Raw genomic sequence first — 13,877 nt, 5'->3', positions numbered from 1 at the left:
TTTACAACACTTTGCACTTCTCTTGCACTTCAAGACATGACAACCCGCCATAATGATCATTGACTCAATTTATTACAATAACCCTTTGATTTGTGATGATAATGAATAACATGCGACTTTCCCGCTGGCTGGCGTTTTTTACGCTCGCCGCGTCCGTAGCGCTGGCGATACCGGCGCAGGCGAACACCTGGCCGCTTCCTCCTCCCGGCAGCAAACTGGTGGGCGAGAATACATTTCACGTTGTCGAAAACAACGGCGGCTCGCTGGAGGCGATTGCTAAAAAATACAATGTCGGTTTTTTAGCGTTGCTACAGGCAAACCCGGGCGTTGATCCTTACGTTCCCCGCGCGGGCAGCGTTCTGACCATCCCTCTGCAAACCTTACTGCCGGACGCGCCACGCGAAGGTATTGTGATTAACCTCGCCGAATTGCGTCTGTATTACTATCCTCCCGGAAAAAATTCGGTGACCGTGTATCCAATCGGTATCGGTCAACTGGGTGGCGATACGCTGACGCCAACGATGGTCACTACCGTCTCGGATAAGCGCGCGAACCCAACCTGGACACCTACGGCGAATATCCGCGCCCGTTACAAAGCTCAGGGGATAGACCTCCCTGCCGTGGTTCCCGCCGGGCCGGATAACCCAATGGGCCATCATGCGATCCGCTTAGCGGCTTATGGCGGCGTCTATTTGCTGCACGGCACGAATGCTGATTTCGGTATCGGGATGCGCGTCAGTTCCGGCTGTATTCGCCTGCGTGACGGTGATATTGAGACGCTGTTCCGTCAGGTCACGCCGGGTACGAAGGTCAACATTATTAATACGCCGATCAAAGCGTCCGTTGAACCTGGCGGCATGCGCCTGGTAGAAGTCCACCAGCCGTTATCGAAGAATATTGATGACGATCCGCAGATATTGCCGATCGTATTGAACGGTCAAATGCAGGCTTTCAAAGATACCGCACAGACCGATGCCGCCGTTATGGAGCATGTTATGGAAGTGCGTTCAGGAATGCCGGTCGATGTCACCCGCCATCCCGGGATAACGCAGCAGTCGATGTAACGTCGGATAATAAAAAAGCCCCGCTCAGACAGCGGGGCTTTTTTGTGGCAGTAGCAGTGGCATTAATGAGGGTTAATGCTTATTTGTAGATAACCGCAGTCCCGTGGAGGGTGTTAGGACCGGTTACCGAAGTAATGCGGAAAGATTTCGCGCCCATTTCATCCGCTTTTTGTGCCAGTTGATCTTCCAGAGATCCCAGGTTAGTCCCGGCGGTTGCGGAAATGGTGCCTACTTTCTGTTGATCCGCAGGCGTCGCCTGAACTTCAACAGCAGCGAAACTTGCGAAAGAGAGTGAACTCAGTACAGCGGCAGCAATGAGGGTTTTTACGTTTTTCATGATAGTGACCTTTAGCAGATGAACGGTGTCGAAATATTTACTTAACGATCGATAGGTAAATCATAGATGTGATCCAGGTCACACGTCAACATTTTTTTATAACGATCATTATATAAATTAAAAATGACTTATTTTTCATATCAATACAGGTGAATTATTTTTCTTCTGAATGCGCTGGAGACTGAGCGGGATTATTTTTATAATGGTTGTTCAACAAACCCAACAAGGTACAACGGCATCATGACAACTGACTCGACAGGTTGCGTAAAAAAAAGCCGTGGCCGACCAAAAGTGTTCGACAGGGAAGCCGCGCTTGATAAGGCCATGACACTCTTCTGGCAGCACGGCTATGAAGCAACATCGCTCGCCGACCTCGTGGAAGCGACCGGCGCAAAAGCGCCCACGCTGTACGCAGAATTTACGAACAAGGAAGGGTTGTTCCGCGCAGTGCTGGACCGCTATATCAGCCGCTTTGCGGCAAAGCATGAGGCCCAGCTCTTTTGTGAAGAAAAAAGCGTTGAGTCTGCGCTGGAAGACTATTTCACCGCCGTCGCGACATGCTTCACCAGTAAAGACACCCCTGCCGGGTGCTTTATGATCAACACGTCCGCCACACTGGCCGCCTCCTCCCGTGAAATCGCCCATACGGTGAAATCCCGCCACGCGATGCAGGAGCAGACGCTGACCCAGTTTTTGCGCCAGCGGCAGGAGCGCGGGGAAATTCCGGCGCACTGTAATCCACAAACGCTGGCGGAATATCTGAACTGTATTTTACAAGGAATGTCGATCAGCGCGCGTGAAGGCGCGACGTTTGACAAGCTGATGCAGATAACCCGCACCACCCTACGGCTGTGGCCGGAGATGCTGAAGGCTTAGCGCCTGACCGTCTGATAAAAAAAGCCCCTCAGCCTGAGCGAATGAGGGGCTAACGTGCAGAGTACAGCTTTTTTTACGCGTCGTTATTCAGAATCAATTGACCGTTATTATCCAGCGGGATTTGCGTTCCGGGATCTTTATCCATGCGGATTTTCCCCTGCTGATCGCCAATCTTGTAAGTGACGTCATAGCCCAGCATTTTCTCTGACTTGTCATACACCGTTTTACAACGCTGCTGCGTAGAGGTGTAGGTGTCATTTTCCTGCATTGATCCCTGGATTTGGTTACCGGCGTACCCTCCGCCCAGCGCCCCGACGACGGTCGCCACATCTTTACCACGGCCACCGCCGAACTGATGACCAATCACGCCGCCAGCAACCGCGCCAAGCACCGAACCGGCAATGCGATTTTCGTCCTGAACAGGTTTGCGGTGCGTGACCGTCACGTTGCGGCATTCCTGACGCGGTGTTTTGACGGTTTCTTTTATGGGTGTGGCTGATACGACTTGCGCATATTTCGGGCTACGGTCAAAAACGTTCAGACTGGCCACCGCCGCCACACCCAGCGCAGCAGCTACGCCAATCCCTATACCCGCCAACATTGATTTATTCACGGGAATTCCTCCTTTTTTGCTATTAGTAACAATTTTGCAACCAGCAGTGGGGTTAAGCAAATCAGAAAGAGGATGAAAAGTGCGGGGTTATGCGGCAAACAGACACGATTCAGAGAACTCTGAAGCAGATGGCGCGATTAAATTGCCGGATGGCGGCCAATGGCCTTATCCGGCCTACATGCAGTGCGAGCCGTAGGCCTGATAAGCGAAGCGCCATCAGGCGATACGGTAAGGATTAATGCAGTTTCAGACGCGGGCGAATCACACGGTTAATGCTGCCTACTAACATCATTAACCCGGTTTTAAAGTAACCGTGCAGCGCAATCTGGTGCATACGGTAAAGCGAAATGTAAACAAAACGCGCGATACGCCCTTCCACCATCATTGAACCACGCATCAGGTTCCCCATCAGGCTGCCGACAGTCGAGAAATTAGAGAGCGATACCAGCGAACCGTGATCTTTATAAACGTAGTCTTTCATCGGTTTGCCTTTCATCTGCGCCAGAATATTATTCAGTGCGCAGCTTGCCATCTGATGCGCGGCCTGAGCGCGCGGCGGCACAAAGCCCCCTTCAGGACGTGCACAGGAAGCACAGTCGCCGATGGCATAAACATCCGGGTCACGGGTGGTTTGCAGCGTCGGTTCAACCACTAACTGGTTGATGCGGTTAGTTTCCAGCCCGCCAATATCTTTCAGGAAATCAGGCGCTTTAATCCCTGCCGCCCACACCATCAGGTCAGCTTTGATGTGTTCGCCATCTTTCGTGTGCAGGCCGCCTTCGTCTGCGCTGGTCACCATCGTCTGAGTCAGTACGCGTACGCCCAGTTTGGTCAGTTCGCTATGCGCCGCAGCGGAAATACGCGGCGGCAGCGCAGGCAGAATACGCTCACCGGCTTCAACCAGCGTCACGTTCAGCGCTTCGTTAGTCAGGCCTTTGTAGCCGTAGCTGTGCAGCTGTTTCACAGCGTTATGCAGTTCCGCAGAAAGCTCCACGCCCGTTGCGCCGCCACCGACAATCGCAATGTTGACCTTACCGCTAACACCCATGCTGGAAGAGTATTTCAGGAACAGGTTCAGCATTTCCTGATGGAAGCGACGCGCCTGATGCGGGTTGTCCAGGAAAATACAGTGTTCTTTAACGCCAGGGGTGTTGAAGTCGTTAGAGGTGCTGCCCAGCGCCATCACCAGGGTGTCGTACGCGATTTTACGCTCAGGAACCAGCAGTTCCCCTTTCTCGTCACGCAGTTCTGCAATGGTGATCGTTTTCGCTTCACGATCGATATCCATAACCGAACCCAACTGGAACTGGAAACCATGATTACGCGCATGCGCCAGGTAGCTCAGAGCGTCCACGCCTTCGTCCAGTGAACCGGTCGCCACTTCATGCAGCAACGGCTTCCACAGATGGCTGTGGTTTCTGTCCACCAGCGTGATTTTTGCCTTTTTCTTACGACCCAGTTTTTTACCCAACTGAGTCGCCATTTCAAGCCCGCCAGCACCGCCGCCGACAATCACGATCTTTTTCAATGGTGTAGTCAACGTGACCCCCTTAAATTTATTAACCAATTGTTAATTAAAAGTTATAAATATAGCCTTTAATTAACAACAAGTTACGGTAATGCAAAGTGACTTCGCTAGTGAGAATAACACGAACGGTGCATTGGTCATACCAAAATTGATGTACATCAAGTTTTCTCGCTGAAAAGATAGACAACCCTGCCTGAATGCTCATAAAAAAACCAGCCCGAAGGCTGGTTTCTGAGGGGGGTGATCGGGTTATAACGGCTTAGCCTAACGTTTTAAACGCTTTTATCCGCTGTAAATGAGGAGAGATATTCTTAAATTTATGGGTCTGCTCTTCGTCCCAGACAATTTCATAGAAATGATGCAGCTCTTTTGCCGAACGATGGCTGTCCAGCGCTTCATCATGCCGGGACAGGATCACCAGGCAGCGATCGCGGTTTTTTTCGCGGAAATTGGTGACGCATTTCGTTGCGATATCGGCATACTCTTCCGGGCGGTCGATTTTGCCTTCCATGTTCTCATAGGGGAACAGATTAGGGTTGAATACCACCTGGCGTATGTCGCACAGGAAGCCAATCCGCTCCGCCCAATACCCACCCAGTCCTACGCCACAAATTAATGGCCGATCGTCCACATTCAGTTGCAACATTTTATCTACTTCTTTCAGCAGATGCTGCATGTCATGTTTGGGATGCCGTGTGCTATAGCTGATCAGTCTGACATCCGAATCAATAAACTGTAGCTGCAACACTTTCTCGTGGTTACCCGGACTGTTGGAGTCAAAACCGTGTAAATAGATAATCATCGCATCCTCACACAAAACTCGGGTTAATGACCTGCTTTTTCTTCCTGCCAGCGTTCATGCAACTGGTTAAGCTGGGCGCTGACCGTTTTCCAGCGTGCGGAGTCCATCAACTCCTGACGCGAAAATGAACCTTTATGATACAAACGCGTAACACGTTCTGCATTGATCGGCGACAGATTATCTAACACGCTGACCGCTCCTTTACGATTATTACAGACCAGGATCATATCGCAACCCGCATCCAGCGACGCCTGCCCGCGCTCCGCGTAGCTCCCCATAATCGCCGCCCCTTCCATCGACAGGTCATCGGAGAAAATCACGCCATCAAAACCAAGTTCCTCACGCAGCACCGTTTTCAGCCAGTGCGGTGAACCACTCGCCGGACGCGGATCGACATCGCTGTATATGACGTGCGCCGGCATAATCGCATCAAGTTTGTTCCCGGTGATTAGCGAACGGAACACCGACATATCCCTGGCGCGAATTTCCGCCTCAGGACGCGGATCGGTTGGCGTTTCTTTATGCGAATCGGCAGTGACTGCCCCGTGTCCGGGGAAGTGCTTACCGGTGGTTTTCATTCCGGCAGCATGCATCCCGTCGATAAAACGCGTCGCCATTGCCAGAGCTTTAAGCGGATCGGCATGGTAAGAACGCTCGCCAATTGCTGCGCTGATATGCCCGACATCCAGCACCGGCGCGAAACTGATATCAATGTCCATCGCGATCATCTCGCTGGCCATTAGCCACCCGGCATCCTGCGCCAGTTTGCCCCCTTCTTCCAGCCCGTGCAGCGCAGCAAAAGATTGTGCGGCTGGCAGGCGGGTAAAACCTTCACGAAAACGCTGTACGCGTCCGCCTTCCTGGTCAACCGCCACCACCAGATGATTGCGCGAAGCCGCCCGAATCTGGCGGACTAACTCGCGCAGTTGCTCCGGGTCATGATAATTACGCGTAAAGAGGATCAGCCCCCCCACCAGCGGATGGGCCAGAATCTCGCGCTCTTCTGCGTCCAGCTCAAACCCTTCGACATCCAACATTACTGGACCCACACTGCTCTCCTTATCCTTTCTTTTTCAGCTGCCGCCAGGCGTCGTCGGCCAGCCTGATAAATTGTTGTTCGCCGGTTTGCTGCCAGCGGTATTCAAACCATCCGGCTTTCAGCATCATTACCCAGGGGTGCCATAACCTGACCTGCCGCCATAGCGTTTGCGGACAGATATGCGCAACGGCGGCATAGGATGCCACCAGCCGTTGATGCTGCCGCTCATCCTCTACCCATACGGCGGCCAGTTCCAGAGCGATATCGCCATCCCCGGCGTATTCCCAGTCAATCAACCGTAGCCCCGATGCCGTCTGTACCAGGTTATCGCCGTGGACATCCATATGCAAAGGCGCCAGACGCAGCGGACGAGGTTCTCGCGCCGCTCGCAGCCGTTTTAGCATCCGTAGCCAGTACGGCGTCCTGCGTGCCGGATCGCTCCCCTGCCAGTAGCGCATAAGCAGCGATAACAGCGAAATACGCCAGCCAAAACGCGGTTGTTGGTGCAGATGATACAGTAAGCCCGCCAGTTCGTCGGTATCCGGTAATCCAGATTTTACCTCTCCCTGCAAATAGTCCACCGCCATCCAGCCGGGAATATAAAAACGCGGTCTGGGGGCAAGGGTTTCCGGTAAACGTGACAACGCGTGATACTGACGCAAAAAATCAGATTCAGGCGCAAAGGGATCATGATGGCAACGGAGCACCAGACGGCGGGCGTCATGTTCAATGATGCAACTCCCGCCGCTTAATCCGTTGTGGCAGGCGGCGACGGGATGATATTGCGGGAAGTAGCGCGACAAAACGTCGTCGCGCGTCAGTAGATTATTGTTGCTGGACTGCACCTTTACCTGACCAGATTATCTCGCCAGTTTGTACCAGCATTAACTGCATTTGCAGCGATGGCGCATTGACGTTACCCGCCGCGCTGGAATAGAGCACATATTGCGCCCCTACGTTACGGGCGATGCCAATCGCTTTACTGCGCGTACCGAGGCTGTCCTGCGGTGATAAACCCAGTTGCTGCTTCGCCATCGCCAGTTGCTGCGCGGAAACCAGCGTAAATTTACCGTTATTCGCCAGCGCATTACGTAAAGTCTCTGTGGCCTCGCCCGCGTTGAGCGAACCGTTGGTGCGGTTATTTACGCTATCGACCAGCAGTACGTTACCCGCCGTTACGCCATCAGCCTGAAGCATTTTTCCGACCATCGGCTGCATCGCGCTGTTCCAGTCATAATGGCGCACGCGCGGCGCAGGCTGTGCGGTCTGGTCTTCGTGTTCAATCGGGCCCGGCTGTTGCGGGATCGTCGGCACCGATGGCACGACCGGCACAGGCTGCTGCGGCTCAGCTGGCTGTTCCGGCGCCGGTTTGACTTCATCAACCGGTGCGGGTTCACGTTGCCCCACACAACCGGAGAGGAATATCGCCAGCGCGGCCACCAGTGCGTAGCGATTCATTTTCGTCATCAAAATTCACCCCTTACAAATAAAGATAAAGTCTAACCTTATGCGCCCCCAGATAATTGGCGCTGCCATACAGCGTGACCGACGAGCGCGCCGGGATAGTCACGCTGCGTGGCGCTTCCAGAGGATGCATTTCCAGCCCTCTGGCGTCATACCAGTAAAACCGATAATGCACGGTAACGGGTTCTTGCCTTTCGTTATAGAGGCGTGAGGATGCAGAAGGCTGAATATCGGACGTCGTCAACGCAGGCGCTTCCGCCGTGATACCGGCCGCCAGCAGCGTTGACTCCATCACCAGTGTCTGTTCATCACTGACCGGAATTTCAGGGTGTGAGCGACAACCCGCAAGCAACAGTAAGGCCAGTGACATCGCAAGGCATCCTCTGGTCATTGTCAGAGGCCTTTATGCGCCAGCATCGGCCCCAGCGCACGCCCGCCCAGCAGGTGCATATGAATGTGATAAACCTCCTGCCCGCCATGACGGTTAGTATTCATGATCAGGCGGTAGCCGTCTTCGGCAATGCCTTCCTGCCCGGCAATTTTTGCCGCGACGGTGATCATACGGCCCAGCGCCTGTTCGTGCTCCGCCGTGACATCATTAACCGTTGGGATCAGGGTATTCGGGATGATCAGAATGTGCGTGGGCGCCTGCGGCGAAATATCGCGAAATGCGGTAACCAGTTCATCCTGGTAAACGATATCCGAGGGGATTTCACGACGGATAATTTTGCTGAATATAGTTTCTTCTGCCACGACATTTTTCCTTTTTTCAAAATTAGCCATAACGTTGCGCCATGCTACGCCGAGCCACACTGCGAGTATAGAGTATGAGCGAGTTACTCACGCTCTTTCAACTTTAACCCACGATTTATTAAGCAAAAAATCTGTCAGTTGCTGCGCTTATACTCATTTCCCTCTTCTCTTTGCACCTCATAGCACTGAAACAAGATTTCATTTTCACCCGTAACATCTGTTTACAGCATTAATGCAAGTGCGTATATTTCGCATTTGCATTTTCATGCGCATTTGATGGTTAGAAAATTAAAAGGGTTCGCCATGCCATTTCATGGTTTGAACTTAACGTTCATCATTATTAGGGGTTTTTCGATGTCTTTCACAACACACACCCAGGATGAGCAGCGTCAGCCTGCCGCAGTTCCCACACTGCTGGCAGCCTGCATCGCTATGGCATTGATGCCTTCCACCAGCTTCGCCGCTACCACAACAGAAGAAACAATCGTTGTTGATAGCGCATCACAAGCCGACACGTCCAGCGATGAAGAACAGGACTACAACGTTAAAACGACAACCGCTGGCACTAAAATGCAGATGGCGCAGCGCGATATTCCTCAGTCTGTCAGTATCATCAGCCAGCAACGCATGGCTGATCAGCAATTACAAACCCTTGGCGATGTGATGGACAGCACGCTGGGTATCAGCAGAAGCCAGTCAGACTCCGACCGCAACCTCTACTACTCACGCGGTTTCCTCATCGACAACTACATGGTCGATGGCATCCCCACCTATTTTGAATCACGCTGGAATCTTGGCGATGCCCTTTCTGACACGGCCCTGTTTGAACGTGTGGAAGTCGTACGCGGCGCAAATGGATTAATGACCGGAACCGGCAACCCTTCCGCGTCTATCAATATGATCCGCAAACATGCCACCAGCCGTGAATTCAAAGGTAATGTGTCTGCGGAATATGGAAGCTGGAACAAACAGCGTTACGTAACCGATTTACAAAGCCCGCTGACAGAAGACGGTAACGTACGTGCGCGGATTGTTGCGGGTTATCAGAACAATGACTCATGGCTGGATCGTTATAACAGCGAGAAAACATTCTTCTCCGGCATTATCGATGCCGATCTGGGGAGCACAACCAGCCTTTCCGCCGGGTATGAATATCAACGCATCGACGTTAACAGCCCGACCTGGGGCGGTTTACCTCGCTGGAATACGGATGGCAGCACCAACAAATATGACCGCTCGCGCAGTACCGCTCCAGACTGGGCCTACAACGATAAAGAGTTTAATAAAGTCTTTGTCACGCTGAAGCAGCGTTTTGCGGATACCTGGCAGGCAACGCTCAACGCCACGCATTCTGAAATCAAATTCGACAGTAAAATGATGTACCTGGATGCCTATGTCAATAAAGACACTGGTATGCTGGTTGGCCCTTACGCCAACTATGGGCCAGAGTACGGTTACATTGGCGGTACGGGCTGGAACAGCGGCAAACGTAAAGTCGATGCTGTCGATCTTTTCGCCGATGGAGGCTACGACCTGTTTGGCCGTCAGCATAACCTGATGATCGGCGGAAGCTACAGCAAACAGAATAACCGCTATATGAATACCTGGGCGAACGTATTCCCGGATGAACTGGGCAATTTCTACAACTACGACGGTAACTTCCCGGAAACAAACTGGGGTCAACAAACCGTTGCCCAGGATGATACCACGCACATGAAATCGCTCTATGCAGCGACCCGCATTTCGCTGGCCGATCCGCTGCATCTGATCATCGGCGCTCGCTACACCAACTGGAGTATCGACACGCTGACCTACCGGATGGAGAAAAACCATACCACGCCATATGCCGGACTGGTGTATGACATTGATGATAACTGGTCTGCCTACGCCAGCTATACTTCCATCTTCCAGCCACAGAACTATCGTGATAGCTCGGGTAAATATCTCGCCCCTATTACGGGTAACAACTATGAAGTGGGCTTGAAATCTGACTGGATGAACAGCCGCCTGACCACCACATTGTCGGTCTTCCGTATTGAGCAGGATAACGTCGGCCAATCGACCGGTAGACCGATTTCAGGTAGTAACGGCGACACCGCTTATAAAGCGGTAGATGGAACCGTCAGCAAAGGCGTTGAATTCGAAATTAACGGCGCTATCACCGACAACTGGCAGATGACTTTCGGGGCAACGCGCTTTATCGCGGAAGATAACGAGGGAAATGCGGTGAATCCGAACTTGCCACGTACAACCGTGAAGTTGTTTACCAGCTACCGTCTGCCAGTCATGCCTGAGTTGACCGTCGGCGGTGGCGTTAACTGGCAGAACCGTGTTCACGGCAGCGATACTGTCACACCATACGGCACATGGCGCGCGGAACAAGGCAGCTATGCGTTAGTGGATCTGTTCACTCGCTACCAGGTAACCAAAAACTTCGCCGTACAGGGCAACATTAACAACCTGTTAGACAAAACCTACGACACCAATATTGATGGTTCTATTGTCTACGGCGAACCACGTAACGTCAGCATTACTGCAAGCTATCAGTTCTGATAACGTTACTGACGAAAAGGGAGCCATCTGGCTCCCTTTTTTACGTTCTCGCAAGCCTGATGGCGGCTAACGCCTTATCAGGCCTACAACTGTGCTATAACCGTAGGCCGGATAAGCCACGCGCCATCCGGCAACACAGCGTAAAAAAGGCAGCCATTTGGCTGCCTTAGTTCTCCCCAACGTCTTACTGCTTAGCTATTGCGGATGTATTCATCCATTTCCGTTTTCAGGTTATCGGATTTCGTACCGAAAATAGCCTGAACGCCGGAACCTGCGACGACGACACCAGCTGCGCCAAGCGTCTTCAGGCCAGCCTGATCCACTTTAGCAACGTCAGCAACGCTAACGCGCAGACGGGTGATACATGCGTCGAGGTTAGTGATGTTCTCTTTACCACCAAACGCGGCGATCAGGGCCGGAGCCATTTCACTGGTTGCGCCCACTTTGCTGTCTTCGCTCGCGTCTTCACGACCCGGCGTTTTCAGATCCAGCGCTTTAATCAGCACACGGAAGACGGTGTAGTAAATAATCGCATAACCTGCACCAACAATCGGGAACAGCCACAGTTTGCTGCTGTTGCCAGACAGAACGATGAAGTCGATCAGACCGTGCGAGAACGATGTACCGTCACGCATACCCAGCAGGATACAGATCGGGAATGCCAGACCTGCCAGAATCGCGTGGATAACGTACAGGATCGGCGCAACGAACATGAAGGAGAACTCGATCGGCTCGGTGATACCGGTCAGGAACGAGGTCAACGCTGCGGAGATCATGATACCGCCCACTTTCGCGCGGTTTTCCGGTTTAGCAGAGTGCCAGATCGCGATAGCCGCAGCAGGCAGACCGTACATTTTGAACAGGAAGCCGCCGGACAGTTTGCCCGCAGTCGGGTCGCCCGCCATATAGCGAGGAATGTCGCCGTGGAACACCTGACCTGCTGCGTTGGTGTATTCACCGATCTGCATCTGGAAAGGAACGTTCCAGATATGGTGCAGACCAAACGGCACCAGGCAGCGCTCAATGAAGCCATAGATACCGAACGCCACAACCGGGTTCTGGTAAGCAGCCCACTGAGAGAACGTCTGGATAGCCGTCCCGATCGGCGGCCAAATGAAGGACAGGATCACGCCGGTGAAGATGGCAGCCAGACCAGAAATGATCGGCACAAAGCGTTTACCCGCAAAGAAGCCCAGATACTCAGGCAATTTGATACGGTAGAAGCGGTTGAACATGTACGCTGCAATCGCACCGGAGATAATCCCCCCGAGAACACCGGTATCCGCCAGGTGTTTTGCTGCGATTTCTTCAGCAGGTAAATGCAGAACCAGCGGCGCAACCACGGCCATGGTTTTGACCATGATGCCGTAAGCGACAACCGAGGCCAGAGCCGAAACGCCGTCGTTGTTGGTGAAGCCCAGTGCGACACCAATGGCGAAAATCAGCGGCATATTTGCAAAAACAGAACCGCCTGCTTCTGCCATAACGTGCGACACAACGGCTGGCAGCCAGCTGAAGTTAGCGGAACCGACGCCCAGCAGGATACCTGCGATAGGCAGTACGGATACCGGTAGCATCAGCGATTTACCGACCTTTTGCAGGTTAGCAAATGCATTCTTAAACATAATTAGGAGTGCTCCTGAGTATTTGTGCTTATACACTTCATCCTTCAAACCGCCTCAGCGTTGGCTGCGCTCGTTCATCCCAGTCACTTACTCAAATAAGCTCCTGCAATTCACTCACTTGCCGCCCTGATGCAGCCTGAATGATTTTGTGTATTCTACGTTTTCACGCATTGGCGAGGGGGGAGAACCTCGCCGTGGACAGGGCATCTAAGCGCCCTTTATTTATTACACAGAGTAAAATAAATAAGCTCGGTTTTGTTTGACGGCTATCACGTTTCAGCTCCTGACAGCCATAAAACCATCACATTCTGACAAAATGAGTGTCTGAATGTTACAATTCGCTCATTCACCGCCCATTTTGTGGCGGTGAACTTTACTCGCTTTGAATATTAATTACGAGCTTTAAAAAAACTCAGTTAACGGGTTGATTGCAGGCGAGAAGCGTCGATGTGGAACAGGCGGGCAAAGTTTTCAGTGGTTGCCTGCGCCAGTTCTTCAACGGCAACACCCTTCAATACGGCCATATACTCTGCGACATCGCGAACCATTGCAGGCTGGTTCTCTTTACCACGATGCGGCACCGGAGCAAGATAAGGAGAGTCCGTCTCAACCAGCAGACGATCCAGAGGAACATAGCGGGCGGCATCACGTAACTGCTCCGCGTTGCGGAAGGTCACAATCCCGGAAAAAGAGATATAAAACCCAAGATCCAATAATTTACCCGCCGTCTCCCTGTCCTCTGTAAAACAGTGTAGTACGCCACCGCAATCCGTCACTTTTTCTTCGCGCAAAATCGCCAGCGTATCGGCGCGTGCGTCACGGGTATGCACAATCACGGGTTTATTTAATTCACGGCCAATCTGAATATGGTTAATGAAGGATTCTTGCTGGCGAACTTTTGTTTCCGGCGTATAAAAATAATCCAGCCCGGTCTCTCCCATGGCCACCACGCCTTCTTCAGCGGCAAAGCGACGCAGGTCTTCCACATCGTATGTTTCATCCTGGTTTAACGGGTGTACGCCGCAGGAAAACACAACGTTATCCCGCTCGCCAACCAGTTCGCGCATATTCCGGTATCCGGGCAGGGTTGTCGCCACCGCCAGGCAGAACTTCACATCGCGCGCGGCGGCTTTTGCCAGCACGTCATCCACGTCCTTATGCAGAGATTGATAATCCAGGCCATCAAGATGGCAGTGTGAGTCGACTAAAAACATAATGTCTCT

Annotated in this window: 14 protein-coding genes; 3 read left to right on the top strand and 11 right to left on the bottom strand. The window is 52.5% G+C overall.

Annotated features, from left to right (window positions below):
- Positions 1-98: 98 nt before the first annotated feature.
- On the top strand, positions 99-1,064 hold the full coding sequence (gene ldtC / locus OGV83_RS05255) for a L,D-transpeptidase LdtC (RefSeq protein WP_047463699.1): 966 nt from the start codon (positions 99-101) through the stop codon (positions 1,062-1,064).
- Positions 1,065-1,143: 79 nt separating this feature from the next.
- On the opposite strand, the gene bhsA is transcribed toward ldtC, so the two are convergent.
- Positions 1,144-1,401, bottom strand: a complete 258-nt coding sequence (gene bhsA, locus OGV83_RS05250; RefSeq protein WP_012132806.1) for a multiple stress resistance protein BhsA — start codon at positions 1,399-1,401, stop codon at positions 1,144-1,146.
- A gap of 240 nt (positions 1,402-1,641) precedes the next feature.
- Between bhsA and comR the strand changes: the two genes are divergently transcribed.
- Complete coding sequence (gene comR / locus OGV83_RS05245; RefSeq protein WP_024130432.1) at positions 1,642-2,277, top strand: TetR family copper-responsive transcriptional repressor ComR; 636 nt, start codon at positions 1,642-1,644, stop codon at positions 2,275-2,277.
- Positions 2,278-2,350: 73 nt separating this feature from the next.
- On the opposite strand, the gene OGV83_RS05240 is transcribed toward comR, so the two are convergent.
- The 8 genes from OGV83_RS05240 to hinT all read right to left on the bottom strand — a co-directional run bounded on the left by OGV83_RS05240 (position 2,351) and on the right by hinT (position 8,476).
- Positions 2,351-2,890, bottom strand: a complete 540-nt coding sequence (locus OGV83_RS05240; RefSeq protein ID WP_024130433.1) for a glycine zipper 2TM domain-containing protein — start codon at positions 2,888-2,890, stop codon at positions 2,351-2,353.
- Between the two features lie 235 nt (positions 2,891-3,125).
- Positions 3,126-4,430, bottom strand: coding sequence for an NADH-quinone dehydrogenase (ndh, locus tag OGV83_RS05235; RefSeq protein WP_024130434.1), 1,305 nt, complete (start codon positions 4,428-4,430; stop codon positions 3,126-3,128).
- A 247-nt stretch (positions 4,431-4,677) separates the two neighbouring features.
- On the bottom strand, positions 4,678-5,220 hold the full coding sequence (gene ycfP, locus OGV83_RS05230) for an alpha/beta hydrolase YcfP (RefSeq protein ID WP_012132812.1): 543 nt from the start codon (positions 5,218-5,220) through the stop codon (positions 4,678-4,680).
- A gap of 23 nt (positions 5,221-5,243) precedes the next feature.
- A complete protein-coding gene (nagZ, locus tag OGV83_RS05225; protein WP_024130435.1) occupies positions 5,244-6,269 on the bottom strand; it encodes a beta-N-acetylhexosaminidase in 1,026 nt (341 codons plus the stop codon).
- Positions 6,270-6,279: 10 nt separating this feature from the next.
- Positions 6,280-7,104 carry a thiamine kinase gene (gene thiK, locus OGV83_RS05220; protein ID WP_114647416.1) on the bottom strand — a complete coding sequence of 275 codons (825 nt, stop codon included), beginning with the start codon at positions 7,102-7,104 and terminating at the stop codon, positions 6,280-6,282.
- The gene (lpoB, locus tag OGV83_RS05215) at positions 7,085-7,726 is read right to left on the bottom strand and encodes a penicillin-binding protein activator LpoB (RefSeq protein WP_049008938.1); all 642 of its coding nucleotides are present in this window, start codon (positions 7,724-7,726) and stop codon (positions 7,085-7,087) included. Before lpoB ends, thiK begins: the two co-directional genes overlap by 20 nt.
- Positions 7,727-7,739: 13 nt before the next feature.
- Complete coding sequence (locus OGV83_RS05210; RefSeq protein ID WP_058669008.1) at positions 7,740-8,114, bottom strand: YcfL family putative periplasmic lipoprotein; 375 nt, start codon at positions 8,112-8,114, stop codon at positions 7,740-7,742.
- A 2-nt stretch (positions 8,115-8,116) separates the two neighbouring features.
- The gene (gene hinT, locus OGV83_RS05205; RefSeq protein ID WP_047463701.1) at positions 8,117-8,476 is read right to left on the bottom strand and encodes a purine nucleoside phosphoramidase; all 360 of its coding nucleotides are present in this window, start codon (positions 8,474-8,476) and stop codon (positions 8,117-8,119) included.
- Positions 8,477-8,830: 354 nt separating this feature from the next.
- On the opposite strand from hinT, the gene fhuE reads away from it, so the two are divergent.
- Positions 8,831-11,029 carry a ferric-rhodotorulic acid/ferric-coprogen receptor FhuE gene (gene fhuE, locus OGV83_RS05200; protein WP_104869145.1) on the top strand — a complete coding sequence of 733 codons (2,199 nt, stop codon included), beginning with the start codon at positions 8,831-8,833 and terminating at the stop codon, positions 11,027-11,029.
- 191 nt (positions 11,030-11,220) lie between these two features.
- Here the strand turns inward: fhuE and ptsG are convergent, their stop codons facing one another.
- Both ptsG and OGV83_RS05190 read right to left on the bottom strand, forming a co-directional pair.
- On the bottom strand, positions 11,221-12,654 hold the full coding sequence (gene ptsG / locus OGV83_RS05195; protein WP_024130440.1) for a PTS glucose transporter subunit IIBC: 1,434 nt from the start codon (positions 12,652-12,654) through the stop codon (positions 11,221-11,223).
- A gap of 416 nt (positions 12,655-13,070) precedes the next feature.
- Positions 13,071-13,868: a metal-dependent hydrolase gene (locus OGV83_RS05190; RefSeq protein ID WP_198448254.1), complete on the bottom strand. Its 798-nt coding sequence runs from the start codon at positions 13,866-13,868 to the stop codon at positions 13,071-13,073.
- Between the last annotated feature and the right edge of the window lie 9 nt (positions 13,869-13,877).

The sequence above is a fragment of the Citrobacter sp. CK189 genome, from assembly GCF_030333505.1.
Classification (GTDB): Bacteria; Pseudomonadota; Gammaproteobacteria; order Enterobacterales; family Enterobacteriaceae; genus Citrobacter_B; species Citrobacter_B koseri.
Note: the sequence above shows the minus strand (reverse complement) of the source record. Positions and strands in the feature narration are given on the sequence as shown.

Coding starts and splice junctions, on each gene's coding strand:
- comR (WP_024130432.1), top strand. CDS start 1,642: ATGACAACTGACTCGACAGGTTGCGTAAAAAAAAGCCGTGGCCGACCA.
- lpoB (WP_049008938.1), bottom strand. CDS start 7,726: ATGACGAAAATGAATCGCTACGCACTGGTGGCCGCGCTGGCGATATTC.
- bhsA (WP_012132806.1), bottom strand. CDS start 1,401: ATGAAAAACGTAAAAACCCTCATTGCTGCCGCTGTACTGAGTTCACTC.
- OGV83_RS05210 (WP_058669008.1), bottom strand. CDS start 8,114: ATGACCAGAGGATGCCTTGCGATGTCACTGGCCTTACTGTTGCTTGCG.
- fhuE (WP_104869145.1), top strand. CDS start 8,831: ATGTCTTTCACAACACACACCCAGGATGAGCAGCGTCAGCCTGCCGCA.
- ptsG (WP_024130440.1), bottom strand. CDS start 12,654: ATGTTTAAGAATGCATTTGCTAACCTGCAAAAGGTCGGTAAATCGCTG.
- OGV83_RS05190 (WP_198448254.1), bottom strand. CDS start 13,868: ATGTTTTTAGTCGACTCACACTGCCATCTTGATGGCCTGGATTATCAA.
- ycfP (WP_012132812.1), bottom strand. CDS start 5,220: ATGATTATCTATTTACACGGTTTTGACTCCAACAGTCCGGGTAACCAC.